This window comes from Meiothermus sp. CFH 77666 (genome assembly GCF_017497985.1).
In the GTDB taxonomy this organism is placed as follows: Bacteria; Deinococcota; Deinococci; order Deinococcales; family Thermaceae; genus Meiothermus.
Genome location: NZ_JAGDFV010000002.1, coordinates 20275 through 46023 on the forward strand (window position 1 = coordinate 20275; position 25749 = coordinate 46023).

Consider the following 25749-nt stretch of genomic DNA (forward strand, 5'->3'; position numbering starts at 1 on the left):
GCCTGAGTCTTACCGGATGGTTTGTGATATAAGAAAGCTCGGATGATACGGGGACGCTTCACGCTGGTCGTGGCCCTGCCCAAAGGGCGCAACTTTGCCGATGGTTACAACGCCCTGGCAGGAGCAGGTCTGGCCCTACCGACCCTCGAAAACGAGCGGGCTTTGTTGCACGGGCAGGAGGGGGGGGTGGCGATCCTCGAGCTCCGCAACCACGATGTGCCCACCTACGTAGACCTGGGCATTGCCGATGTGGGGGTGGTGGGCAACGACGTCCTCCTGGAGTCGGGGCGCGATGTCTACGAGCCCGTAGACCTGGGCACCGGTGCTTGCCGCCTCTCGCTGATTCGCCACCCCCAGGCCACCGGCCCCATCCGTCGGGTGGCCACCAAGTATCCACGCTTTACCGCTCAGGTCTTGCGCGAACGGGGCATGGTCGCCGACATCATCGAACTGGCGGGCAACGTCGAACTGGCCGCCCTTACCGGGCTGGCCGATGCCGTGGTGGACGTGGTGCAGACCGGGGCCACCCTGCGGGCGGCGGGTCTGGCGGAGCTCGAGGTGCTGGCCCACTCCACCGCCCGTTTCATCGTCAACCGGCAGTCGCTTAAGCTCAAGCGCGACCTGCTGCGCCCCCTCATCGAACGTTTGCGAGCCAATGCCCATACCCTGCCGGCCTCCACCTGACCGGATTTGGTTCACTGAAAAACCCCTCCCCGAGGGGTGGGGGAGGGTGTGCTTCATGCCATCTTTGCTTGAACACCTTGCATACCCCAGGAAGTGGGGGTAGGAAGTAGGGTGTAGACGTTTCAAACTCACCACCCACTTTCGTCGTGGGTATCGTTGAAAGTAGGCTACACGGCTAAAGTTGGTGTCACCTACTGCACTGCCGAAAGATGGGTTGCTCTTTATACATGCTCATTGCATGGCTGCTCTCCATATAGGAGCCAGTGCCCTTTACCTGAGGCATGACCGACGTAGAATCGAGCCCTATGAGCTACCGTAGACTGGGAAAATCCGGCCTGTTTGTTCACCCCATCGCCCTCGGCACCATGCAGTTTGGCTGGACTGCCGACGAGCCCACAGCTTTTGCCATTATGGACGCCTTTGTGGAAGCGGGGGGCAATTTGATAGACACCGCCGATATCTACACCACCTGGGCCGCGGGCAACCCCGGCGGGGTTTCGGAGGAAATTATTGGTCGCTGGCTCAAGAGCCGGGGGCTGCGTGACCGGGTGATTGTGGCCACCAAGGTGCGCGGGGCCATGGGGCCCGGCGGTTCCGAAGGGCGCAACCACCCCTTGCAGCGCGAGGGGCTGTCGCGGGCCTGGATCATGCGGGCCGTGGAGGACAGCCTGCGCCGCTTACAGATAGACTACATCGACCTTTACCAGGTGCACTGGGTAGATAACCAGGTGCCCATCGAAGAAACCCTATCGGCCCTGACCGATCTGGTACGCAAGGGCTATGTGCGCTACATCGGCTGCTCCAACTTCTCGGCCTGGCGCTTGATGCAGGCTTTGTGGGCCTCGGACAAGCACGGCCTGGAAAGCTTTGTGTCCATCCAGCCCGAGTACAGCCTGGCCATGCCCACCCGCATGAACTTCGAGCGGGAACTGGCCAGGGTGTGCGAAACCTACGGCCTGGGGGTGATTCCCTATAGCCCCCTGGCCGGTGGCTTCCTGACCGGCAAGTACCGCCGCGACCAGCCCCTGCCCGAGAGTGTACGGGCCCAGGGCATCGCCAGTGGGCGCTTTAGCGAGCAGAACTGGAAGATTCTGGACAAAATCCTGGAAATTGCGCAGCAGCACGGGGCGCACCCGGCGCAGATAGCGCTGGCCTGGCTGCTCTCGCGCCCCTTCATGACGGCGCCCATCATTGGGGCTAACAGCGTGCAACAACTACAAGGCCTGATGCCGGCGGTTCGCCTGCAACTGAGCCCGGAGGAGATAGCCGCGCTGGCCGAGGTGTCGAGCTGGCCCCTTTCGCGCACCGAGCGGGAGGTTTAGGGATACAGGAGAATTTTGCCCATGCTCTGGCGGCTCTCCATCAGGGCGTGGGCTTTGGGGGCCTCTTCCAGCTTGAACCGGGCCCCAATCTCCAGCCGGATTTTCCCGGCCTTTAGCAGCTCAAACACCGCTTCCACCGTGGGCCTTAGCAGCTCGGGCCGGCTGCGGCGGTAGTGCCCGCTGCTGTAGCCCACCACAGCCTTGGTCTGGCGGTGCAGGGGTCTGGTTTCGAAGGTGCCGGGCTGCCCGCCGGCGTGCCCATACACCACCATCCGGCCAAAGGGGGCCAGGCACTGCATTCCCTGGTTAAAGACCTCGCCGGCTACCGAGTCCAGGATCAGGTCGGCGCCTTGTTGCTGGGTGAGGCCCAGAACCTGCTCGGCGAAGCCCTCGTAGCCCAGCACTTCATCGGCTCCCAGGTTGCGCACAAACCCGGTCTTGGCGAGGCTGCCCACGGTTCCAAACACCCGTCCGGCGCCCAGTGCTCTGGCCATCTGTACCGCCAGACTCCCCACCCCTCCGGCGGCGGCGTGTACCAGCACGGTCTCGCCTTTTTGCAGCCGCCCGGCCCAGGTCAGGGTGTTGTAGGCCGTAACCAGCGCAGTGAGGCCCGACACTGCTTCGTCGGGCAGCTCGGGGGGAACCGGGTAGGCGAGTACCGCTTTGGCGACTACCTTTTCGGCATACGAACCCCCGGTGGCAAACACCGCCACCCGTTGCCCTACCCGCAGGCCCTCCACGCCATCCCCCAGCGCTTCTACGACTCCGACTGCATCCAGCCCAGGGATGAAGGGTGGGGGCGAGCCCGCCTCGTAGCCGCCCCGCCGGGCCTGCACGTCGGCGTAGTTGAGGCTGGTGAGGGTGGTGCGAACCAACACCTCGCCCGCTTTGGGGCTGGGGTCGGGCAGCTCCTGGTAGCGCAGGTGCTCGGGGGGGCCGTTTTGTTCTACCACGATGGCTTTCATACCGCTATTTTGGCACGATACAATGAACCCCCGTGACGCCGGAACGCCTTGCCAAAATGCGCGCGGTGCTGGACAAACGCCAGCCCGACCTGACGGTGCTGATGGAGCGGGTGCACAAGCCTCACAACTTCTCCGCCATCCTGCGCTCCTGCGATGCGGTGGGGGTGCTGGAGGCCCATGCGATTCCGGCCAAGCATGGGATTCCCGACCTCGAGGGCGCCGAGGGCCTCGAGCTGAAAGGTAAAACCTACAACGAGACCTCCGGCTCGGCGGCCAAGTGGGTGGGGCTCCACATCCACCAGGACACGGCTTCGGCGATTGCGCACCTGAAAGCTAAGGGGTTTCAGGTGCTGGCTGCGCATTTTTCCGAGCGGGCGATGGACTACCGCGAGGCCGACTACACCCGCCCGACCTGCATTTTGTTGGGCACCGAAAAGTGGGGGGTCTCGCCGGAAGCCGCCGAGCTAGCGGACGGGCATATCCAGATTCCCATGATGGGCATGGTGCAGAGCCTGAACGTATCGGTAGCGGCGGCGGTGATCCTTTTCGAGGCCCAGCGGCAGCGCATAAGGGCGGGGTTTTATAGCCAGCCGCGGTTGTCCCCCGAGCGCTATGCCGAGGTGCTGGAACACTGGGTGATGCGGCATGAGCGGGGGCAGGGTTGAATTGCACAGTTTTTACGCAAATCTGGGCGTAGATTGTAGCTATGCGAATAGCCGCTCTAGCATTGCTGGTCTGGATTTCCTCGGCCCTGGCCGGGCCCGATGGCATCTACTACGCCCTCGAGAACCGCATCGAGAAGGGTCAGATTGTTACGGTGGGCAGCCCGCAGCGCATCAAGATTGGCGGGGTGGGCCAGCTCGAAACCCTGCTGAGCAAAGCCGCCCGGCCTGCGCGGGAGGCCCGTTGGCTCTACGACGAAGCCCTGAAGGACTGGGTGCTGGTAGACCAGATGGGCCACAGCTTTGCGGTTGCCGAGGCCAAAAAACGCTACCAGGGGGCCCTCAAAGCTGGGCAGAGTGAGTTTGTGCTTCCGGTGACCCACACCCTTCACCCCAGGGGTGCGCCCTACTACTACAACCTGGGCATCCGCCAGCTCTTGGCCGAGGCCACCACCTCCTTTGCGGGCTCCTCTTACGAACGCCGCTATAACATCACCCTGGGAGCTAGCCGCCTGAACGGGGTGCAGATTGCCCCCGGCCAGACCTTCTCCTTTGCTAAAGCCATGGGCGAGGTCTCCGAGCGCACCGGCTTCAAAAAAGCCTTTGTGATTTCCGGCGAACAGACCGTGGAAGGCGTGGGCGGGGGCATGTGCCAGGTCTCCACCACCCTCTTCCGCTCGGCCTACTTCTCCGGGCTGCCCATCGTGCAGCGCCGCCCGCACAGCTACCAGGTGCGCTACTATCAGCCCACCGGCCTCGATGCAGCGGTGTTTTTGCCTTCCCTCGACCTCAGGTTCAAAAACGACACCCCCGGCCACCTGCTCATCCAGAGCAGCGTGAGCGGCAGCCGCCTCACCTTCCGCGTGTTCGGCACCAAAGACCGCGAAGTTACCTGGAGCAACCCGGTCATCCTGAGCCGCACCCCGGCCCCGCCCACCCGCTACATCGTGAGCCCCGAGCTGCCCGCCCAGCGCTTTGTGCAGGTGGACTGGGCCGCCGAGGGGGCCACCGTGAACGTCTACCGCACCATTCGCTTCGCGAACGGCAAGGTGACCAAAGACACCCTGAGCAGCACCTACCGCCCCTGGGGCGCGGTCTGGCTGGTGGGGGAGGGCACCCGCCTGCGCTCGGGCCGGGTGATTACCGCCGCCACCGACGACGCGCCGGACAACCACGGCTACCGCCTGCCCACCCAGACCGCCCTGCGCCCGGCCCGCAATCGCTAGGCCCCGTACTTTTGCAGTTTGCCGGCGTGTGCCAGCAGCAAGGGCATCAGCTCCACCCCGCGCAGGTGGCCTAAGCTCCCTTTGGCCGCTTCGTCCTCGGTGAAGCGCTGGGCGGGGTCGTTGCGCAGATAAGGGGCGTGCAGCAGCAGGGGTACCGGGTGCCAGGAGTGGGCCTTCAGCACCGAGGGGGTGGAGTGGTCGCCGGTGATGGCCAGCACGTCGGGCTTCAGGGCCAGCAGCTCGGGCAGCAGGTGGTCGAATAGCTCCACCTTGTGGGTCTTCTCCGCGAAGTTGCCGTCTTCGCCGGTGCTGTCGGTTTTCTTGAAGTGCAGGTAGAAGAAGTCGTATTCGTTCCAGTGCGCTTGCAGGGCCTTGACCTTGCCCTCAGGCGCGTCTTCCGCTCCCTCCACCGGCAGCACGTCCATGCCCACCAGGCTGGCCACCCCCTTGTACATGGGGTAGCTGGCCACACAGGCCGGGCGCACCTTGTAGACCTCGGCCATGCTGGGAAACCGGGGTTTCTCGGAGATGCCCCGGAAGAGCGCGCCGTTAATTTGCGGCTCGTCCTGCAGCACTTCCCGGATGCGGGCGGTGAGGGCGTTGAGCACGCGGGCGGTTTTGGCGCTGGCCGCGTCGGTTGGATCGTGGGGGTGCGAGGCGAGGGGGGTCACGCCGGTTTTCTGGGGGTCGGTATCGCTCACCTTTTCGCCCAGACCGGCCCCGCGCAAAATCACCACAAAGCGGTGCTCGGACTCGGTGTAGAAGCTCACCCGCACCCCCTCGATTTCGCTAATGGCGGCCTCGAGCTTGCCCACCACCCGCATGTTCTCGGCGTCGCTGGGCCGGCCTGCCCGGCGGTCTACCACCAGGCCTTGTGCGTCCAGGGTGGCAAAGTTGCCGCGCACCCCCACGTCGCCGTCCTGGAAATCGGCCCCGATTCCAATGGCCGAGAGCGCCCCCCGCCCCACCAGGTACTGGAAGGGGTCGTAGCCAAAGAGCGAGAGGTGGCCGGGGCCCGAGCCGGGGGCCAGGCCCGGATAGACCGGGGTCAGGAGGCCCAGAGCGCTCTCTTTTGCCAGGGCGTCGAGATTGGGGGTGTGGGCTGCCGCCAGTTCGGTGGGCCCGCCGGGCGTTTGCGGCAGCCCGCCCACGCCGTCCAGCACGACCAACAGAATCTTGGAAGGGGTTTTTTGCGACAACTCGGCAATCACCGGGAGCATGTCCATGCGCCCATTCTACCGATGGACAGGCCGTGTTCTAGCAGCAAGCCCAGTAATGCGCTAGCTGCCGGTCTGCAAAACTGCTCTGGTGCTCTGGTAACTTTATTTACTTGTCATTCCGAACGCAGCGAAGCGAAGTGAGGAATCTGATGCGTCGCAGTCCACTATATTCATTGTACCCATGCAGTACCAGATTCCTCGTTGCACTGCGTGCGCCTCGGAATGACAACGAGAAGTCAAGGGCAGAAGTTAGGTTCATTGGAAGTATTCGGATTACTTTGTTACCAGACCACTAGTTCGGGATACGCCTGAGACTGACGGAAAAATTGTGGGTGATGTCGGAGGACGTGCCGTTGCAAAATACCACGCCCGCCTGCCCCGCCACCTCGACGATGGTGGGCAGGGTGTAGATTCCTGCTGGAAAGACAAAGGTTCCGCCTGGAACCGCGATTATCATATCGCCGATCTGGGTACCAGAAGCAGTGACTTCTCGAGCCACACAAGAGCGGGCCGGGATGGTAAAAGGGGCATAACCAACTCCTGCTAACGAGAATTGTCTCAGATCATTCAGCTCGAGCGAACCCGCAGCCACCTGACTGGTGTTGTTGATGGCGTTGTTGGCAATTTTATCAGCGGTCACGGCGCCGTTTTGCAGGGCGGCACTGCCCACCGCCCCGGCGGCAATTTTGGGAGCCGTGACGGCCCCGTTGGCAATCTTGGCAGTGCTCACCCCACCATCGGCCAGCGAGAGGGTCACATCGCCGCTGGTGCCCCCGCCGCTCAGGCCCTCGGCGGCGTTGACGGCGGTAATGTCCCCACCCCCTCCGGCCCCGCCGTCGTCCACCTCGCAGACCACCGTGCCGTCGGCATTAATCACCCGGATGCTGCTACCCTCACCGCAGGTGGCGGTTACCCGGTTTTGCTTGCCGGTTTCCAGCGCTGCGATGCCGGCCTTGAGGGTGCTGAAGTTGGCATTTACCTCGCTGGCCCGGATGGGGGTGCCGGCGGTGAAGGTGGTCAGGTTGCCCACCGAGAGGCCGTATAGTCCGGTGGCGACCAGGAGTGCTCCCAGGCCAAAGTAGAAGATATTGCGCCCTTTCATAAATACCTCCCTACTGCCAGGTGGCAGCGTCCCAGCTCGAGTTATCCCAGGTGCCTTGAGGGGTGGGGGAACCGCCCCCGCAGGCGGCCAGCAGTGCCAGTACCAGCCCGAGAACCAGCCATTTTCGTCTCACCACGCCCTCCCTTACAAACCGGGTGTTGTACGTCTTTGGGTTTGGAAGCTCAGTGTTGCACCCTGACCCTGGGGTTGACAAGCTCAGAAGCGGAAGGCCCCCAGCCGCACCCGCCCCGAAGGGGTGTCCAGGAACTGCTCGAGGTTGCTCCCCACAAACTGCTGCCCCAACCCCCCTACCCGCACCCCCGCCCGCAGCAGGTCGCCCGAGGCCGTCCAGAAGTCGGGCTCGATGGGGTTGCCGTCGCGGAAGACCCGCTTGATGAGGCCGTTTGACAGGCGGAACTGCTGGCCCCCCTCGCTCCAGGTGTTGTTCAGGGTGCGGATGGTCTGCATCACCAGGCTACCCGAACCCACCAGGCGGAAGTCGTAGGTCTCGTTTATCTGCACCTGCAAGCTGGGGCCGCTCAGGCTGCCCTGCAGGGTGTCCTGGTGGCGGAACTCGATGGAGCCGGGGCCAAAGTCGGAGAGCACTACCTGGGCATAGTTCAGGTTCAGGGTGTGGGCCTGCCCTTCGAAGGTGGCGCTGCCGCCCAGGCCCACGCTCAGGTTGGCGCCCTGGCGCTGCGAGCGCAGGCTCAGGTTTACCGGGCCCAGCTCGCCGTCGGGGTCGAGCGAGGCGGTGTACTGGAGCAGGTGGTTGCCCTTGTAGAAAGCCCCGGCCCCGCTGCTCAGGCTGCCCTGGAACTGCACGACGGCGAACTCGTAAATCACCCCATCGCTCCAGACCACCCGCAGGCGGTTGTTGGGGGTGGCGCTGTAGCTGAAGGTGTTGCCGCTCTGGGTCAGGGTGCCGGTAAGGGTGCTGTTGTTGCGGCTCAGGCTGCGGGCCAGCTCCACCAGCTCTACCAGCAGGGGCGAGAGTTCTTGCTCCAAGTCCTTGAGCTTCTCGGGCAGCAGGGAGGCGGCCTTGAAGCCGAGCCCGCCGGAGTTGCCGGGCGGGTTGGGCGTACCGGGGCCGGGGTTGCCGGGGTTGGGGCTGGTGGTGCCGCAAGCGCAGAGGGCGGCGATGAGCAGGCTAGCAGTGGTCCAGATAAAGGGTTTCATGTGGCCTCCTTTGGTAAGTCTCTGCCCATGCGTAAGGAGCAGGGTGCCGGGCGATTGAGGGCAGAATAGGAGGCCAGCGTTACACCAGCGTCTCAAGGAAAAACCCCGCCCAAGGGCGGGGCTCCAAGAACGAAAAACAGGCCAGTGTGATGTTTACTCAGCGAAGGTGCTGGGCAAAGAAGGCAAACACCTCAGGCCCCCAAATCTCGCTACCCTGGACACAGAACTCGTGCCCTTGCTGTGGGGTGGTGCCAAAGGCGGGGAATATTCGTGCCTGGTAGGGCTTTCCACTTCGGCGGAGTACCTCCGATAAGCCCTCTATGGCAGCCAGGGAGTGGTCGTTCTGGGTTTGCAGCAAAAAGATGGGCAGGGCCGCTCTTTGGGCGGCTGCGCTCAGGCGAGCCCGCAGGTCGGGTGAGTTGGGCCAGGTTTGGGCGGCCCCCGCGCAGCTTACCGCGGCTTTGTAGCCGCTGTCGGGGCGCTCGGCGGCCAGCAGGGTCTGGATGCCCCCAAACGACCATCCATATACCCCGATGCGCTCTGGGTTCACGAAGGGCAGGGTTCGCAGGTAGGCCACCCCGCTGAGCTGGTCGGAGAGCTGTTCCTCGTGCAGCCGCACCAGAGCCTGGCTCCACTCCGCCCCGCGCAGGGTGTTGAGCACGTCCAGGATGTAGGTTCCCGGTGAGCGACCGTGGCCCCGGCGGTTGGGCGCGAAGAAAAGGTAGCCCTGCCGTACAAAGGGCACGGCCAGCCGATCGATGTAGGCCAGGTTCTTCTCGCTGCCGTGGTTGTAGAGGATGGCGGGGAAGGGCCCTGGGCCTGGGGGACGGTAGAGGAAGGCGCGAAGCTCGAGGTCGCCGTTTTTGTAGCTGACCGTCTCGACCCGCATCTCCTGGCCCAGTCCGTGGGGCAGGAAGGCCAGGCCGACCAGCAGCCAGGCGGTGAGCGCCAGAGACGAAACAGAGGGCCAGGGGAGTCGGTTCCATTGGCGCATAGATACCTCCGGTGTCTTTGCTTATGTTGTAGCACCGTTGGCGTTACACCAGCGTCTCAACCTCGAGCTTCATAACCCGCATATAACGCCCCTGGGTGGAGAATGGCCAGGAAAGGGGTACCGTATGACCGAGGACAAACTGGTACGGCGGGTAGTGCGGCAGGGCAAAGCCTTTTTGGTAGGAAACGCGGGCCTGATGGTTTATGGGCAGGGCATCGGCTCGCCCAAGCAGGCGGTGAGCGACGGCGACACCATCTCTACACGGGCCCTGGCCAACCTGGCGCTGCGCTTTTTGGGGGTGGATGCGCCGGAGAAGGGGCTGTTTCGCAAGCAGGCCGACGGCAGCGAGCGCTACGTGGGCATTGCCGACCCGAGCTGGGATGGTTTTTTGCAGGGGCAGTTAGAGGCTATGGCCGCAGCCCTCGAGCCCCCCCTGCGGGCCCACCTGCAAGCGCGGGTGCAGCCGGGGGTGAGCGCCAACCACGCCCACCACGCCCAAGCGGCCACCCTGGCCCTGGAAGCCCTGGTGCAGGACGACCTCGAGTTCTACCAGCACACCCCCGAAAGCTTCCGCTTCTACCTGGCCTATGGCCGCGAGGTGCTGGACGGCTATGGGCGCTTGCTCTGCTTTGCCGCGCCAAATGTGCCCAACCCCACTCCCCAGCGGCCACGGCGGGCCAGCTACAACACCCGCCTGCTGGAAGGGGCTCACGCCAGCCCCTACTTCATCTGGCCCAACATAGACCCCTTCCGCGAGCAGCCAACCCCCTTCGGTGCGGTCTTGCAGCCCGAGCGCTTCTGGGCCGAGGTGAACGCCTCCCGCACCCTGCAAGGGGCGCGGGCCACCGTCAAGCAGAGCCGGGCGCAACAGCGGGGGCTCTACGACGCGCAGAACCCCCTAACGCTGCTGGCTTTCGAGCTGCGCTACCTGACCGCCGGCAAGCCGCCGCAGCGCTATGTGATCGACCTGGCCCACCCCAGCCACCGGCTCCTGCGGCCCCAGCGGTACGTGGAGGTTGAATACCCCGAAGACCGGCTCTTTGTGCCGGAGGAGTACGAGCCTTTGTTTGAGCAGTACGGCTGGGTGGTGGCGTAGAAAACCCAGGCCCTAGCCCTCTGTTTTCCGCGTCTCCATCAGCTCGGCCAGGGTTTCTCCAGGAGTGAGCACCCGCAGCCCCTCTACCGGCTGCCCCATCAGGTGGCCGAAATGCCGCCGGTCACCCGTAACCAGCACCTCCGCCCCAGCTGCCCAGGCCGCAGCCAGGATGGGTGCGTCCTTGAGGGGGAGCCCCCTTTGCAGGGCCTTCTCGAGCTGCTCTGCCGGTGCCTCGCTCACCAGGCTCAGATCGGCCATCTGGGCTTGCAAGATGGGCAGGGCTGCAGGCCGCTGGGCTTGCAGGTTGCGCCGGGCCTCCTCCAGCGCATGCGGGGAGGTGAGCAGGGTACACCCCACCTGCCGGGCCAGAACCAGCAGCGCGCGCGAGCGGCCCTCCTGCCAGGCGGCGGCAAAGAGCACGTTGGCATCCAGGAAGAGCCGCACTGCTCAGCGCTCCGACAGGTTATGGAGCTTAGAGCGCTCCTCTTCGGTTAGGGCGTCCTCCTGCAAGAACTCCTGTATGCGCTCCGGGCTGTACAGCTCTATGGGGTAGACCCCGGCAGGGCGCAGCAGAATGCCCCCATCGGGGGAGAGCTCCACCAGAAAGTAGCCCTCGCCCGAGATCCCCAGCGCCCGCAGCAGCTTGCGGGGGATGGAGACCTGCCCTTTGCGGCTGAGCTTGGCCAGTTCCATATAACCAAAATACCAAAAATCTTGGTTTCGTGAAATTCAGTTCCTAGCTATGCTGGCATGGTTCAGATGAGCCGGTGTTCAGCCAGCAACAAACTGGGGAACGAACCAAACCCCGCCTTGGGGGCGGGATTTGGTTAGTTTGGAAGGGCTATGGCAGGATTTCTCCCACAAACCAGGTATCGGCTGGAACCCACTCGGTGATGGGCTCGTTGGATGTGGGCGATATACGCCCAAAGCCCTGGTTTACCTTGAACTGATACTGGTACTCGGTAATGCCAACCGGCCCAATACCGACCATCAGGCGGGTCCGGTAGCGGTATTTGTAGGCCAGCGGGTAGTGCGCCGGAGCCAGGCCGATACCGATGACGGCAGGGGTGTCATGCCTGCGAATGGAGTCTTGCGCACGGGTGCGTAAGCTGTCGCTGGGAATCAGCAACCCACTGTACTCCGTACGCAGACTGGCCGCGGTGCGTCCCTCGAGGTAGCTCGAGGCTCCGATCATGTCCCAGGGCTCGGTAAGGCCCCCGCCCATAAAGCAGTCGGTATTCATGGCCTGGTTCAGCTCGAGGATCACGTTACGGATGCCCTGATCCATAACCTTGGGCGCGACCGCTCCACCGGTGCGGCCCCCGTTCTCGCGGTAGATACCCCTGCGGTTCTTCCAGCGGGGGTGATCCTGAGCGGCCTTGAAGTCGGCCCAGCCAAAGAGCATGGCCCAAGCCACCGGGCCGCAGCCCGTAGGACAGCCCTTGGTGGGGTGGGTTTCCTGCCAGTAGGTACGCTGATCGGAGTTGCCGCCCGCGCTATGGTAAGTCCACCGGCTCCAATCGTCGGACTGGGCACGAACGCCACTTGGAGTAGCGGGGGGTCGTACCACGGTATAGCGCAGCATCTCGGTCACACCGTTGCGGTAAGACAACTCAAGGCCGAAGGCAGTGTTCTCGGGCGCACTGGCCCGCACCGTAATCACCAGCGTGTCGGGCACTCTGGCATCGGAGGACTTCTTGAGCTCTAAAGCAATGTGTGCGCTCACGTCCCGGTCGGTACGAAACTTCACACCCGGGTAGAGGGTAGCTACCTCGTACTTGTTTCCCGCAACCAGCGCTTCACCATTGCGCTGAATGGCCTTTTCAACCTCCCAGTCGCTTCTGGCACGCTCGGCCAGCAGTCTGAGCCAGGGGGCATAAGCTGATGCAAATCCACTTTTTTGCTCGCGCCAGGAGCCCCAGGGCCTGAAGACGATGTTGGGCGGGGGGTCTTGTCGAATCACGAACCGCGAGTTGGTGGGGTCGGTATCCTCGGGCTGGGGCGTCTGGGGTGTAGCGGTGGCGACAAGCATTCGCTCGGTCTGGTTGAACGAGACCCCCACAATCTGCGCGATTTCACTGCCATAACTGGCGATGCGGTTACCCTGGCTATCCTCGGCCACATAAAACAAAGTATCGAGTTTATAGTAGCGGGCCGAGGTCTGACCCTTATCCTTGGCTGAAGCCTCGAGGCTTTTTGAGAGGGTGAAGGTATCGCTCCAGTGGGTAATCGGATAATCGTGCTCGCCATTTGAGACCAGAATGAACCCCTGCGGCAGTACGGGTAGCTCGAAGTAGGCCGGCGCTGTGATATCCGGGCGGTAGAAGGGGCGCACCGTGCCGGCCAGCCGGGCGGTGCTGCTCCAGTCGGGGGCCATCTCGCTGCCGCGGGTTTCTTCCAGCATCTGAGCGGCTATGCGGTGCAGGTTCACTGGGATAGGAAGGCGGGGCTCGACTGGCGCGGCCTGCACCTTGGTGGTGCTGCTCAGGGTGAACTCGCTGCCGCCGTAGGCCGGGGAGGTCACGGTGAGCTGGGTGGGCCGGGTGGCGATCTTCGCCAGGTCGTCCTTGACCTGCACGGTGGCGGTCACGCCGCTCTGCTTGCCGTAGTAGACCCCCGCAGTTTTGAGGTTGTTCGCGATGATCAGCCCAGCCTCGCGGGCCTCGTTGTCCAGGATGTAGAGCCCGGCGGGGCTGTCCGGTTTGGCCGGGGCAAGGCTAAAGCTGCGGGTCTGCCCCTCGGCCTCGAGGGAACCGCTCCACCCTGTACCGCTCGGACTGGCTTTCAGCACCAGGCCATAGCTGCCGGTGGTGACCGGGAGGCTGCCGCCCTGCAGTTCGCCCTCGAACCAGCCGGTAAGCTGCTGCCAGCTATCCGGGCCCCCGCAACTGTAGGCTAGAAAACGCCCCTGCTCCACCACCAGCGCAATCAGGGCATCGCTGCCCGCAATCTCGCCCACGAACACCTGCGGGCCGGTGTCCGGGCCCGGGCGGTTGCCGCACCCCGCCAGCAACACCAGCAATAGTCCCGCTACCAAATGTACCAAAGGCCGCATATTTCACCTCCTGAGTACTGCCCCAGCTTGGGTTTGGGGGAGCCTCGAGGGGCACTGTAGCTGCAAAGCGTTACACCACCGTCTCAGCGCAACCGGCGCGGCCAGCGGCGCTGTAGGTAGGCCCGCAGCTCCTCCCAGGTGGCCAGCTCCACCTCGGTACCGGTCTTCAGGTCGTGTACGCGGTAGGTGGAACGGGGGAGGCCGTCCGGGCCGGGGGTGGTGTACACCCGTACCAGGAGGCTCTGGCGCAGCCTGGGGGTCATGGCAGGTAGGGTAGGGGGGGAAGCGTTACACCGGCGTCTCAGCCTCGAGCAGCCTCGGCGGCCTCGAGCTGGGCCCGCACCTCACGGGGAAGCCGGGTGCGCTCGAGGGGCTCAACTGCTTGCCGCACCATCGCCAGCTCCTCAGGGGTGCCGTGTTGCAGGGACAGGGTGAGCAGGATGGCGCGGGTAGGCAGGTGGGCGGTTTTGGGCAGGAAGGTCAGGGCCTCTTGCAGGGCCCGGTGGGCTTTTTCGGGCTGGCCGGTCTGATGGTATAGCCCAAACAAGCGGGTGCGGGCCAGGAGGCCGAACATGGGGTGGCGGCCCTTTTGGCGCACCGCCTCGTAGTGGCCGATGGCCTCCTCCCAGCGTTCGAGGCGCAAGCAGGCGGTGCCTAGATTGACCTCGAGGTTGTCAGTGCGTCCTTCCTCGTAGGCCGGGTCTTCGGCCAGCACGGCCCTGGCGGGCGCCAGAATTTGCGCCGGTTCACCCCGTACAATCCAGTAGTACACCAGGTTGCTCATGCAGGAGATCTTGCCGTGACGCGAGTGTAGAGCCTGTGCGAGGGCGAAGGCTTCTTCCAGTTCGCGCCGGGCTTCGTCCAGGCGACCCAGTTGGGTAAGCTGGGCTCCCATATCGTTTTTGAGTAGAACCAGGTCGAAGCGGGTCGCCGGGTCGTGGTGCTGGGCATAGATTTCGGCCAGCTTTCGGGCCATGTCCAGGGCCAGGTCGTATTCACCTTTCTGGAAGTGCCAGGACTTGCGCAAAAGGCCCACCGTAACCTGGGCGTGCTCGTCCAGGAGGTCGAAAGGATAGTTTTGCTCGAGGTCGGCCAGGATGGGCTCGGCCAGGGCAACCTGCATGTTTTGCACATGTACCCCAGCCAGCAAGGCAAGGGCACAGGCCCGTTGGGAAACGCTTAGAGACTGTTGCAAGAGGGCCTCGAGGCGGCTCTTGCCCTCTTCGTACAGCCCGGCGCCGCCCAGTTGCTGGATAAGTTTGAGCTCGAGCTCTATCTTCCGCCTGGGGTCAGCGTTGGTTTCCAGCGCTCTGCGCAAAAGCCCTACCGCAACCGCCGCATCGGGAGTGCCTTCGGCGGCTTCCTCCCATAGGCGGCTGGCCCGCTCGAGCTCACCTGCCGCCTGGTGATGTCGTGCCCGCAACGCCGGGTCGGCCTCGCCGAGACTTTGGGCTACTGTACTGTGAAGCATGGTTCGCCTCGAGGATGGAAGGTCGCTGTACACCCCCTGGCGGATCAGGTCGTGGGTAAACTGGGCGCTTTGCATGAGCCCCAGGGTTTCGGCCTCCTCGAGTCCCCCCAGCACCGCCCACTCCGAAAGCCCGGTCACCCCGGCCAGCAGCCTGGGGCCAAAGCCCTCGCCCACCACGCTGGCGGCCTGCACCACCCGCAGGGCGGGCTCGGAGAGGCGGCCCACCCGGCGGCGGATCACCTCGGCCACTTTGGGGGGGATTTGCAGCTCGCTGTAGTCGCGGGTCACCTCGTCCAGGTCGGTGTGCCACTGGCCTTGCTCGGCCCGCAGCACCCCGTTCTCGAAGAGGGCCTTGAGGGTCTCGAGGGCAAAGAAGGGGTTGCCGCCGGTCTGGCCGTGCAGCCAGCCGGCAAAGACCGGGGGCCCTTCCTCCACCCCAATCAAATCGGCCAGCAGGGCTTGCACCGAGGGGGCTGCCAGCGGCTCCAGGGCCAGCTCCTCCGCCCCGCTTCCGCGTAGGGCCTCGATGGCTTTTGCCAGGGCCGGCCCCACCTCGTGGCTCCGGTAGGCCCCTGCCCAGGGCTGCCCCCGGCTGTGCAGGTACAGCAAAAGCTCCAGGGTGCCCTCGTCGGCCCACTGCAGGTCGTCGAACAGCAGCCGTCCGGCGGGGGCCAGGGCGCGGGCCAGGGCTTCCAGAAGGCGGGCTTTGGCGCTGCCGGGCTCGCCAGGGGGCGGGGCGAAGCCGGGGTAGGCCTCCGGCAGCAGCCGGGCCAGGTCTTCGCGGTAGGGGCCCAGGTCTGGGAGGTTGGCAAGATTTGCCTTGAGGTAGTCCAGCACCGGGTAGAAGGGCACGTTCTCCAGCCCTTCGCGGGCCCGCAGGAGCGGGGCTTGGGGGAAGACCTCCTGGAGCAGGCGGGACTTGCCCACCCCCGGTTCGCCGTGGACCAGCAGCGCCGACGACCCCCGCAGCCGGGCCTGCTCGGCCTCGCGGCCTACCAGGCGGGGCGGGCGCAGCACCTCGAGGGGAATCCTGGGCGGCGGTTTTGGTGGGACTGCTTGAAGCGGCTCACTCCGCCGCAGGGCCTGGGCCAGTTCCTGGGTGGCCCGCATGGGCTCCAACCCCAGCTCCTGTCTCAGCTCCCCTGCGAAGCGTTCATAGAGCTTCAGGGCCGCCTCCCGCTGCCCGGCCAGGTAGGCGGCCCGCAAGTAGTCCTGCAACACGTCCTCGCTTAACAGGTTCTGCCGCAGGATTTCCGCCAGCAGCTTGCAGGCCTCGGCGTGCTGCTCGGCTTGTTGGAGGGCCTCGGCGTGGTGGCGGGCGGCCTGCTGCCAGGCCTCCAGCAGGCTCTCGCGCTCGAGGGTGGCCCAGTCTTCCAGGGCGGGTGCGTCCTGCAAGGGGAAGCCCTGCAAAAAAGGCCGCCGGTGCAGGCGCACAGCCTGTTCCCAGCGGGCCTGGCCCAGCGCCTGTCGGAAATGGGCGGTGTCGGTGTCCATCAAGAGCCTCACCCGCTCCCGCTCGACCTCGAGGCCCCCGGCCCAGGGCAGCGCCCTGGCCCGGTGCAGCACCACCCGCAGGTTGTGGCGGGCTTCCTCCTCGGGGCTGTCGGGCCAGAAGAGGGCGGCCAGCGCCTCGCGGCTTACCCACTCCCCCCGGCAGGCCAGGTAGACCAGCAGCTGTACCGGGCGCGAGGGGGTTAGGTCGTGGCGCACCTCCCCCACCCGCATGTGGGGCTCGTCAAGCAGGTACAAGCAGGCAGGCGTGGGCATACGCTCTTCCGGCGCAAAATGGATTAGTACCCCATTGTAGCGCCTGGTACACCTATCGCGGGAGTGTAACGACGTTGATTACGCTAGTAAAAAATGGGTGGCCGGCTTGACATCCACTCTTCGGGCAGCAGGCTGTACATGTAAAAATCCCAGGGCTCCCCGCGAATCCAGCGCCAGCGGCGCAAGAGCCCTTCGCGCTGAAAGCCCAGCTTCTCCAGCGCCCGCTGCGAGCGCGGGTTGTGCACGTGGGCAATGGCCTGGATACGGCGCAAGTCCCAGGGCCCAAAGGCAAAATCGAAGAGCACCACCTTGGCCTCGGTGTTGAGGCCGGTACCCCAGTAGGGCCGCCCCAGCCAGGTCTCGGTCTCGCCCAGCTTGTTGGGCCAGTCCAGGTGCAGCCCAATCACCCCGGCGGGTCGGCCTTCGGCCTCGATGATGAAAAAGCCCTCCTTGGCTTGCAAGCACTCCAGGTACTCGTAGGTTTCCTGGGGGCTCTGGTGGGGGTTCCAGTACACAAAAGGGGCCAGCTCGAGGTCGGACATCAATGCAAACAGCGCCTCGGTGTCCTCCGGGCGGGGGGGGCGAAGCCGGATGCGGGGGCCGCGCAGTTCCATGTGCCTTTAGCATACGCAAAAAAGACCCGCCGAGGCGGGTCTTCTGGAAAGGGTGCAGGGCTTACGGACGGGCCAGGGTGATGACCGGCGAAGTCCAGGTTTCCCAGTCGGCGAGGTTGTTGCGGTTGCCGGTGGGTTTGAGCACCCGGATTTGCAGTTTGTACTGCCCGTTGGGTACAGCCTGGAACTCACTGGGTACCGGAATCTTGTTGCCGTAGATGTCCTCGTTTTTGTACTTGGTGATGCGGGTTCCATCCCACGCAATGGCGAAGAAGCCATTAGCCGAGGAGTTGCGGGGTAGGTACTCACCGTAGTCAGCGCGATTGAACTTGGGGTGGATGGGGGCGTTGGTGGCCGCGTCGAGAATGACCATTTCGTAGGCCTGGGCCCCGTGTTCGAAGTGTGCCAGAATCTGTGGTACGTCGTTGCCCTGGAGGGTAAAGGTGCCCCCGCCGGGCAGGATGTCGAATGCGGTGCCTGCGGCGTTAAGCCTGCCCAGAAGGGGGAAGCCAGAGGCCGCCGGTGTCAGTACCTGAATGGCCTGATAACCTCCCGGCATGCCCACGTAGGGCACGTTCATCTTGATGCCCGCACCCACCGGGTTCAGGAGGATGTAACCCCCATACAGGCTCTTGGCTGCCAGGCCCGCCGGTGGCGTGATGGTTACGGTCAGGATGGCCTCGCCCCTGGCCGGCACGGTGATCTGGCTATGGCTGAAGCTGACCGTGGCGGCTGCGGTATTGAAGCTAGGCGAATAAATGCTGCCCGTGGCCGAGGGACTTGCCAGGTGGGTAGGCCGGTAGATGAGCGGCACGTTGCTGCGGTTCCTGAGCACCAGCCGTTCGGTGTGGGCGCCTGCCTTTTCGGCGAAGGAAATGGCGGAAGGCGTCACGGTCACACGGTTCTGCACTGCTGCCACGATGTCAATCATCCCGGCGCCCTCGCGGAAGCTGGTTTCCGGGAAACCGCTGGCTGGGGCCAGGGCGAAGGGCTTGGGCATGGCGGTATTCTGGAGGTACTTGATGACCTCGCTGGGGCGCTGCGTACGCCAGAACGCGGGGTTGCCCTCCAGCAAAAGGGCTACTGCACCCGCAACGTGCGGTGCCGACATGGAGGTGCCGCTCAAGATACCGTAGCCGCCTTGCTCCAACGGGAGGGCCGAGCGAATCAGGCCGCCGGGCGCGCCCAGGTCGGGCTTGAGTTTCAAGTCTTGACTAAGACCCCAGGAGCTGAAGCTAGAGATTAAGTTGCCGGTGGGGTTCGCAACCAGGGTGGTACCGGCAGTCCAGGTTAGCGTGGTGGGGGAGGTGAGAGCGCGCAGAGCCAGGCCATCGGCTAGCGAGATGCTGATGCCAAAGACCCCCGGAGCCCCCACAATGCCACCGCCCGCAAAGAGGCCTGCTGCATTGTTGTGAATGATGACGCCCACCGCTCCGGCAGCAACGGCCTTCTGATATTTTTCGTTGAAGGTACACGCGCCGCGTTCGATCAGGGCCACCTTCCCTGCAGGGTTCGCGAGCAGGGCATCAGCATTGCAGGAGCGGCCAATCCAGACCACCTCGGCGCTGGTGCCGCTGGTGGGGGGGGCTTCAGCCCCGCCCAGCACCAGATAGCCGAGCGGGCTGTTGGTGGCGTTCACGATGGCTTTTTGGGCATTCACGCTAACGTTGTCGAAGGAGGCCACGCTGATAACGCCCTGGGTGGCGGCGGGGTCACCGGTTGCGAATAGCCCGAGGTTGCCGTTATTGCCAGCCGACGCCACCACCACGGTGCCGCGTTTGACCATCTTGGTAACGGCCTTGCCCAGCATGCTCCAGCCGAAGGGCGAGCCCAGGCTCATGTTAACCACATCCATACCAGCGGTCTCGGCCCGCTCGAGGGCAGCCAGGATTACGTCATCCCCCGTGGAGCCCTCGCAACCAAAAACCTTATAGGCCCCAAATGTGACCCCAGGGGCCACGCCGGTGATCTGACTATCCTTACCGCCCACAATGCCCGCTACGTGCGTGCCGTGGCCGTCACAGTCGTCGGGGTTGGGGTCGGGAACCGGAGTGGACTTGCTCGGGTCAGAGGCATCGTAAGCGTCGCCCACAAAGTCGTAGCCGTCTACAATGCGGCCTGCAAATGCGGGGTGCTGGATGTCAATCCCGGAGTCAATGATGCCCACCTTCACGCCCCGACCTGTGAGGCCCAGGTCGTTCTGGGCAATGTCGGCTCCGGTTTGGGTGATGGCGCTGGCCAGATCGGGATTGGCTGCCTCACGCGGGGGTAGCTTGTACATCCCCACCGGATAAACGCCCTCCACTCCGGGTAGGGTGTAGAGCAACTTGCGATCGTTGCCGGGTACTTCCACCGAGAAACCGTTGACCAGCTCGGTGTACGAGTAAAGGATTTTGACGCCTGCAGCCTGGGCGGCCTGACGGAAGGCTGCTTGTTGGGCTTGCACGCTTTGGAGGCTAATGCCATCGGAAACCGCCCCGCCGGAAAGCTCCACAAACCAGCGCGTGGGGGTCTCGTTGACCATGGTGGAAGTTGTGGGTTGAGGGGGTAGGGCTGCGATGACCTCAGGTGTGGGCTGGCTTGACTTGAAGCCTCCGCAGGCTGTCAACAGACCTGCCACACCTAGTGTGAGTAGGGACTTGCGCACGATTGCTCCTTTATTCAAGAATCTGTTGAATCTGAGGGATGGTTTTGGCTGCAACCACAACAAACTGTTCAGAAACTGCTGAAACTACCTCCTTTCTGAGGATCTGGTTTTGAAAACGCAATTCATACTAAGCGCTCGACCGGCAGTTTTGGTTACAAGGTCTGGTTACTTAGACGTTTCATAAAGGCTGGATTCGTTACAGCCAACTTTTTTCGCTGGCAACGCAACTTCTGTGTGACATCCGCTATGATGGGTCGGTATGGCGAAGGACAAAGGCCTCGTTCCCCAATCTGTAGATTTCAACGAATGGTACAACGAAGTGGTGCTCAAAGCCGACCTGGTGGACTACGGCCCGGTGCGCGGGACCATGGTGGTCAAGCCCTACGGCTATGCCCTGTGGGAAAACATCCAGCGCGAGCTGGATCGCATGTTCAAGGAAACCGGACACTCCAACACCTACTTCCCCCTCTTCATTCCCATCAGCTTCTTGCAAAAAGAAGCCGAGCACGTGGAGGGCTTTGCCCCTGAGCTGGCCGTGGTAACGCAGGCTGGGGGCGAGACGCTGGAAGAGCCCCTGGCGGTGCGCCCGACCTCCGAGACCATCATCGGGCACATGTGGGCCAAGTGGATCCGCACCTACCGCGACCTACCCCAACTGCTAAACCAGTGGAACAGCGTGGTGCGCTGGGAGCTGCGCACAAAGCTCTTTCTGCGCACCACCGAGTTTTTGTGGCAGGAGGGCCACACCGCCCACGCCACCCAGGAGGAAGCCGAAGAGGAAACCCGCCGCATGGCCGGGGTGTATGCCACGGTGCTGCGCGACTGGTGCGCCATTCCCGGCTGGGAAGGCCCCAAAACCGACTCGGAGAAGTTTGCCGGGGCGGTCTATTCCATCAGTTACGAGGCCATGATGCGGGACGGCAAGGCCCTGCAATCGTGCACCTCGCACTACCTGGGCCAGAATTTCGCCAAAGCCTTCGACATCCAGTTCCAGGACAAAGACCAGCAGAACAAGTACGTTCACACCACTTCCTGGGGCTTTACCACCCGGGTGGTGGGGGCTATCGTGATGACCCACGGCGACGACAAGGGCCTGATTCTGCCGCCCCGCCTGGCCCCCATCCAGGTGGTGATCGTGCCCATCTACAAAGCTGAGACTCGAGAGACAGTTCTCCCGGCGTGCGAGAAACTGCTCCATGAGCTAAAGCAAGCGGGTATCCGCGCATACCTGGATGACCGCGACCAGTACAGCCCCGGCTATAAGTTCAACGAGTGGGAACTGAAGGGCGTACCGCTGCGCCTCGAGGTCGGCCCCCGCGATGTGGAGGCCGGAACGGCGGTGCTGGCCAGCCGCCTGGGGGGCAAGGAGACCGTGCAGATTGCCGAGCTACAGGCTCTGCTGCCGGGCCGGCTCGAGCAGTTCCAGCACGACCTCTACGAGCGGGCTTTGCAGTTCCGCGACGCCCACACCTGGGAGGTGGACAGCTACGAGGTGTTCAAGGAAAAGGTCGAGCAGGGCTTCGTGAAGGCCTTCCACTGCGGCGACAAGGACTGCGAAAAGCAGATCAAGGCCGAGACCACCGCCACCACCCGCTGCATCCCCTACGATGAACCCGAAGCCCACGGAAGCTGTATTCGGTGCGGCAAACCCAGTGCTTACGGCAAGCGGATTCTGTTCGCCAAGGCGTACTGAAATATGCCCAGGGTCGAGGGTACAGGGAAGAGCCAGGGGCCCAAAGCTGAACGCCGAAAGCTAATAGCGAAAAGCCAAACGCCAAAGGCCAAAAGCCCGGCGCCAAAAGCGCAGAGCCGCAGCAAAGAGCCCCAGGGGAGGGGGCGGGAGTCCCTGAAAGCCCGGAAGGCTCGAGCGGCCAAGGTGCTCTCGGTCATGGAGCAGCTATACCCCCAGGCTGCTACCGAGCTGGCCCACACCAACCCGTTCGAGCTGCTGGTGGCTACGGTGCTCTCGGCCCAGGCCACCGATGCCTCGGTGAACAAAGCCACCCCAGCGCTCTTCAAGCGCTTTCCCGATGCCCACGCCCTGGCCAGGGCCACGCCCGAAGAGGTCGAGCCCTACATCAAGACCATTGGCCTGTACCGTGCCAAAGCCAGGAATCTGGTGCTGCTGGCCCGGAAGCTGGTGGAGGCGCACGGGGGCCAGGTGCCGGTGGACAAGGCCCAGCTACGCGAGCTGCCCGGCGTGGGCTGGAAGACCGCCACCGTGGTGCTGGGGGCGGCCTTCGGGGTGCCGGGGATTGCGGTGGATACGCACCTGATGCGCCTCGCAAGCCGACTGGGGTTCTCCCAGCAGAAAGACCCCGAGAAAATTGGGGCCGACCTCGAGCGCCTCTTTCCCAGGGAAAAGTGGGTGTTTATCCACCACGCCCTGATTCTGTTCGGGCGCTACCACTGCACCGCCCGCAAACCGCGCTGCGAGGGCTGTCCGCTTTATGTCGAGTGCCTGAGCAAAGGTGCCTGGTAAGTGTCGCAAGTCTCGGGTCTCAGGTCGCATGGCAGAGGAAAGGCACTGGCTGTGAACCTGGTTTGCAACTAGGGAGGTTGCTGGCCGCTTGTGCAAGGCCGAGCAGGATAGACTTCGACTTCCTCCCTTCCCAGCCGGACTCCCGCGTCAGGCTTTGAGCTTTTGGCTTTGGGCTATCGGCCTAAATCAGTCTTCCCAGCGCCGAACCCGCTCAGGGAGCCTGCGCCAGCGGCCCCGACGAAACCGGGCCTCCAGACGCCGCCAGCCATAGGCCAGAGCGCCGACGATGCCGGCCCCCACAGCCAATACCCACAACGTGGTCAGGAGCCAGAACACCAGAAACAGGCCCACCGTTCCGGCCAGCGCCAGCAAGAGCACCCCCATAGGGCCCCGGGGTAGATTGAAATAGAACTGTCTCACACATTCCAGGGTAGGGTAAAAGCCATGAAGCAAATGATGAGACGGCTGCAATTGAGAATAGGTGTGTGATTTTTGGCCTCAAACTCCCCTGGGGTGGCCTATAATGCCCCTTGTATGCCAGGTTCCGACAGCCTCCCGATGGTCTTTGCGGCGGCCCTGACCGACCCGGGCCGCAAGCGGGCCCTCAACGAGGATGCGGTGAGCCAGCTCGTCACCAGTTACGGCGGTATTTTTATCGTAGCCGACGGGATGGGTGGGCATCGAACCGGCGAGGTGGCCTCGCAGATGGCGGTAAGCCAGATTGTGGAGGTGCTCAAGCGTAGCGAACCCTCGCCGCAGGGGCTGTTGGAAGCCTACGAAGCTGCAAACGAGGCCATCTACCTGGCCGGGCAAAAGCCCGAATCGCGGGGGATGGGCACCACCTGTACCGCCCTGTGGCTCGACCTGCCCTATGCCCTGATTGCCCATGTGGGCGACTCGAGGGCTTACCTGCTGCGCGACGGAGAACTCTTGCAACTGACCCAGGATCACTCCTGGGTAGCCGACCGGGTGCGCCAGGGCCTCTTGAGTGAGGACGAAGCCCGCAACCACCGCTGGCGCAACGTCATCACCAATGCCTTGGGTTCGTTTCCTCAGGCGCGGGTGGATCTGGTGGGTCTCAAGGTGCGGCCCGGCGACGTGTTTTTGCTCTGCTCCGACGGCCTCAGTGGGGTGCTGGAGGACAAGGTGCTTGCCGAGATGATCCTTACCAACCCCCCCGAGCCGGCGGTGGCCAAGCTGATCAAGCTGGCCAACGACTGGGGCGGCCCCGACAACATTAGTGCAGTGGTGGTCACGATTGGCAGCCAGGTGGCCGAAAACCCCAGGCCCTATGCCCTGCCGCTCGAGGCCAACGATGGGAAGCCGGTACATCTGCAAAGCGGCACCGACCCGGAAGTGCTCACTACCCAGATTGTCGAGCCGGAAAAGAAACCCACCTTCTGGCAGCGCTGGGGCAGTGTGATTTTGCTCCTGCTGTGGTTTGGCCTTCTGGGGTTTGTGTTGTTCAACCAGCTGGGCAGTGGTAGCACTCCTTAGCCCGTATCGGGACATTTTTCTGCCCTCACCCCTCTAGAATGCTCCGCACAAACCTCGAGCGGGGGTGAGCATGCCAATCCAGTGGAGTGAACAGTACGAGGTCGGCGATACGCGAACCGATCTTCAGCATCAGAACCTGTTTGACTATGTCAATCGCATCGAGAACCTGATTGAGCAGGGCAAAACAGGCCAGCTTGACCGGCGTGCGGTGGAGGACGTGTTTATCTTTCTGGATGCCTACGTTAATACCCATTTTGCCTACGAGGAGCTTTGCATGGCCCTGCGGGGCTGTAAGGTGGCTCAGAAGAACAAGGAGGCCCACGACAAGTTTTTACAGCTATGGGCCGACTTTAACCGCGAACACACCGCCCATCAAGTCTCCGTTGCAGCATTGGAAAGCCTGCACGCCTTGCTGGCAGACTGGCTGACCCAGCACATCTGCAAGATTGACATCGCTTTACGAAAGACTGCCTAGTACACCGTCGTAGAGATGTCCATACACCTCCAGGTTTCTCGGAGGTATTGATCTCTAGTCCCCTCCCTACCGCGTAGGGAGGGCGGGGAGGGTATTGGGCGAAGCCCTCAACCGCTCAACTACACGAAGGCGCTGCTCAGCAACCCCACCTAACCTCCCCTACGCTGTAGGGGAGGAACGAAAGGGCGTCTACTACGGCTTTTGCCAGAGCATACAGCATTGTACGTGCCAAAATGGGCGGCTCTGTAAGGGTATTTGTACGACTATGCACTAGTACGACTGCTGCTTTACTGCTAGACCCTGGCCCTCGAGCCAGCCCACCAGCCACTCCACCGCAGCCCGCACCCCTGCGGTGCTGAGAGGTGCGCCAAAGCGAGAGATGCCCACATACAACCCATGTGCGCTGGGGCGGGCCTCTAGGAGCACATCCTGGATCAGGTCTTCTTCCTCGATGTGGGTGTGAAAGTAGTAGCCGCCTGCGGGGCCCAGGGCGCGGGTGGCCTCGAGCAGTATGGCGGTGCCACCCTCAAAACGAACCACAGTTTTCTCGAAATGGTTGAGTTCGGGTAGCGTACCAGACATCAGGGCATGGGGCATAGGATACCTCGGTAGGGGGGGCCAGGGGGTGGGGTCTTCGGCCATCTTGAGAAAAACCGCGTGATAGAAGCTGCGACCCTGCTCTTTCCACTTGAGGGCGTACTTGGTGCTCAGGTGGTGCTGGGGCGGGGGTGGGGTCTCGACCTCGAACAGCCCGCTGGCCTGGCCCTCGGCCTGGGCAAACCGCCAGTACTCCTCGTGGTCGGTGGTGAGCAACAGCTCGCCCCCCTCGGCCAGCCGGGTAGAAAGCCTTCGGAAAAAAGCCCGCTGCAACAGGCGGTTTTCTTCGTGCTTGGCCTTGGGCCAGGGGTCGGGGAAGTTGACGTAGACCCGCCGCAGGCTGCGCGGGGCCACCAGGTTGCGCAGGGCAAAAAGGGCCTCGCCGTGGTAGATCTGCACATTCCCGATGCCCTCCCGCCGAAAGCGCTTAAGGGCCCGGGCTACCGAGCCCGCCGAAATTTCCACCCCCAGAATCTGCCAATCGGGGTACAGGCGGGCAATCTGAGCGGTAAAGCGCCCGTCGCCAAAGCCCACCTCGAGCACCTGGGGGGGCCTGGGTAGGGGGAAGTCGGTGTTGCCAGCGCGAATCAACACGAGGGGTCATTATACGATTTGGTGTTTGGGTCAGTGGCTGAAAGCGCCAAGCAAAGCTGATAGTCCATAGCCTATGGCCGATGATCAACACAACCTCTGG

24 protein-coding genes are annotated in these 25749 nt (G+C 63.6%); 9 read left to right on the forward strand and 15 right to left on the reverse strand.

Annotation, left to right across the window (positions count from 1 at the left end; all coding sequences use genetic code 11):
- Positions 1–42: 42 nt before the first annotated feature.
- A complete protein-coding gene (hisG, locus tag J3L12_RS01655; protein ID WP_208013308.1) occupies positions 43–684 on the forward strand; it encodes an ATP phosphoribosyltransferase in 642 nt (213 codons plus the stop codon).
- Between the two features lie 305 nt (positions 685–989).
- Entirely contained in the window at positions 990–2006 is a 1017-nt protein-coding gene (locus J3L12_RS01660; protein WP_208013309.1) for an aldo/keto reductase, read from the forward strand.
- Here the strand turns inward: J3L12_RS01660 and J3L12_RS01665 are convergent.
- Positions 2003–2971, reverse strand: a complete 969-nt coding sequence (locus J3L12_RS01665) for a zinc-binding dehydrogenase (RefSeq protein WP_208013310.1) — start codon at positions 2969–2971, stop codon at positions 2003–2005. The two genes, J3L12_RS01660 and J3L12_RS01665, sit on opposite strands and share 4 nt — an antisense overlap.
- 32 nt (positions 2972–3003) lie before the next feature.
- Between J3L12_RS01665 and trmH the strand changes: the two genes are divergently transcribed.
- Both trmH and J3L12_RS01675 read left to right on the forward strand, forming a co-directional pair.
- A complete protein-coding gene (gene trmH / locus J3L12_RS01670; protein ID WP_208013311.1) occupies positions 3004–3636 on the forward strand; it encodes a tRNA (guanosine(18)-2'-O)-methyltransferase TrmH in 633 nt (210 codons plus the stop codon).
- Positions 3637–3677: 41 nt separating this feature from the next.
- Entirely contained in the window at positions 3678–4859 is a 1182-nt protein-coding gene (locus tag J3L12_RS01675; protein ID WP_208013312.1) for a VanW family protein, read from the forward strand.
- Here J3L12_RS01675 and J3L12_RS01680 read toward each other — a convergent pair.
- The 5 genes from J3L12_RS01680 to J3L12_RS01695 form a co-directional block, all read right to left on the reverse strand.
- Positions 4856–6085 (reverse strand): 2,3-bisphosphoglycerate-independent phosphoglycerate mutase, encoded by a 1230-nt coding sequence (locus J3L12_RS01680; RefSeq protein WP_208013313.1) that lies wholly within the window; start codon positions 6083–6085, stop codon positions 4856–4858. The two genes, J3L12_RS01675 and J3L12_RS01680, sit on opposite strands and share 4 nt — an antisense overlap.
- A gap of 286 nt (positions 6086–6371) precedes the next feature.
- Positions 6372–7181, reverse strand: a complete 810-nt coding sequence (locus J3L12_RS01685; RefSeq protein WP_208013314.1) for a hypothetical protein — start codon at positions 7179–7181, stop codon at positions 6372–6374.
- A gap of 10 nt (positions 7182–7191) precedes the next feature.
- Positions 7192–7314, reverse strand: a complete 123-nt coding sequence (locus J3L12_RS16865; RefSeq protein ID WP_279381082.1) for a hypothetical protein — start codon at positions 7312–7314, stop codon at positions 7192–7194.
- An 83-nt stretch (positions 7315–7397) separates the two neighbouring features.
- On the reverse strand, positions 7398–8360 hold the full coding sequence (locus J3L12_RS01690; protein WP_208013315.1) for a hypothetical protein: 963 nt from the start codon (positions 8358–8360) through the stop codon (positions 7398–7400).
- 157 nt (positions 8361–8517) lie between these two features.
- Positions 8518–9354 (reverse strand): alpha/beta fold hydrolase, encoded by an 837-nt coding sequence (locus J3L12_RS01695; RefSeq protein WP_208013316.1) that lies wholly within the window; start codon positions 9352–9354, stop codon positions 8518–8520.
- A gap of 124 nt (positions 9355–9478) precedes the next feature.
- Between J3L12_RS01695 and J3L12_RS01700 the strand changes: the two genes are divergently transcribed.
- On the forward strand, positions 9479–10450 hold the full coding sequence (locus J3L12_RS01700) for a hypothetical protein (RefSeq protein WP_208013317.1): 972 nt from the start codon (positions 9479–9481) through the stop codon (positions 10448–10450).
- 12 nt (positions 10451–10462) lie between these two features.
- Here J3L12_RS01700 and J3L12_RS01705 read toward each other — a convergent pair whose 3' ends face one another.
- From J3L12_RS01705 to J3L12_RS16870, 7 genes are all read right to left on the reverse strand, one after another.
- A complete protein-coding gene (locus tag J3L12_RS01705) occupies positions 10463–10894 on the reverse strand; it encodes a PIN domain-containing protein (RefSeq protein ID WP_208013318.1) in 432 nt (143 codons plus the stop codon).
- A gap of 3 nt (positions 10895–10897) precedes the next feature.
- A complete protein-coding gene (locus J3L12_RS01710) occupies positions 10898–11143 on the reverse strand; it encodes an AbrB/MazE/SpoVT family DNA-binding domain-containing protein (protein ID WP_208013319.1) in 246 nt (81 codons plus the stop codon).
- A gap of 148 nt (positions 11144–11291) precedes the next feature.
- Positions 11292–13505, reverse strand: a complete 2214-nt coding sequence (locus tag J3L12_RS01715; protein WP_208013320.1) for a hypothetical protein — start codon at positions 13503–13505, stop codon at positions 11292–11294.
- A gap of 83 nt (positions 13506–13588) precedes the next feature.
- Positions 13589–13768 carry a hypothetical protein gene (locus J3L12_RS01720; RefSeq protein ID WP_208013321.1) on the reverse strand — a complete coding sequence of 60 codons (180 nt, stop codon included), beginning with the start codon at positions 13766–13768 and terminating at the stop codon, positions 13589–13591.
- Between the two features lie 38 nt (positions 13769–13806).
- Entirely contained in the window at positions 13807–16743 is a 2937-nt protein-coding gene (locus tag J3L12_RS01725) for an AAA family ATPase (protein WP_208013322.1), read from the reverse strand.
- An 83-nt stretch (positions 16744–16826) separates the two neighbouring features.
- Complete coding sequence (locus J3L12_RS01730) at positions 16827–17357, reverse strand: GNAT family protein (RefSeq protein ID WP_208013323.1); 531 nt, start codon at positions 17355–17357, stop codon at positions 16827–16829.
- Between the two features lie 61 nt (positions 17358–17418).
- Entirely contained in the window at positions 17419–19881 is a 2463-nt protein-coding gene (locus J3L12_RS16870; protein ID WP_279381083.1) for a S8 family serine peptidase, read from the reverse strand.
- A gap of 382 nt (positions 19882–20263) precedes the next feature.
- Between J3L12_RS16870 and proS the strand changes: the two genes are divergently transcribed.
- Complete coding sequence (gene proS, locus J3L12_RS01740) at positions 20264–21697, forward strand: proline--tRNA ligase (RefSeq protein WP_208013325.1); 1434 nt, start codon at positions 20264–20266, stop codon at positions 21695–21697.
- 3 nt (positions 21698–21700) lie between these two features.
- Positions 21701–22486 (forward strand): endonuclease III, encoded by a 786-nt coding sequence (gene nth / locus J3L12_RS01745; RefSeq protein WP_208013326.1) that lies wholly within the window; start codon positions 21701–21703, stop codon positions 22484–22486.
- Positions 22487–22672: 186 nt separating this feature from the next.
- Here nth and J3L12_RS01750 read toward each other — a convergent pair whose 3' ends face one another.
- Positions 22673–22906 (reverse strand): hypothetical protein, encoded by a 234-nt coding sequence (locus J3L12_RS01750; protein ID WP_208013327.1) that lies wholly within the window; start codon positions 22904–22906, stop codon positions 22673–22675.
- A gap of 114 nt (positions 22907–23020) precedes the next feature.
- On the opposite strand from J3L12_RS01750, the gene J3L12_RS01755 reads away from it, so the two are divergent.
- Positions 23021–23983: a Stp1/IreP family PP2C-type Ser/Thr phosphatase gene (locus tag J3L12_RS01755; RefSeq protein WP_208013328.1), complete on the forward strand. Its 963-nt coding sequence runs from the start codon at positions 23021–23023 to the stop codon at positions 23981–23983.
- A gap of 70 nt (positions 23984–24053) precedes the next feature.
- Entirely contained in the window at positions 24054–24458 is a 405-nt protein-coding gene (locus tag J3L12_RS01760) for a bacteriohemerythrin (RefSeq protein ID WP_208013329.1), read from the forward strand.
- 270 nt (positions 24459–24728) lie between these two features.
- On the opposite strand, the gene J3L12_RS01765 is transcribed toward J3L12_RS01760, so the two are convergent.
- A complete protein-coding gene (locus tag J3L12_RS01765; RefSeq protein ID WP_208013330.1) occupies positions 24729–25649 on the reverse strand; it encodes a methyltransferase domain-containing protein in 921 nt (306 codons plus the stop codon).
- Positions 25650–25749 lie beyond the last annotated feature (100 nt).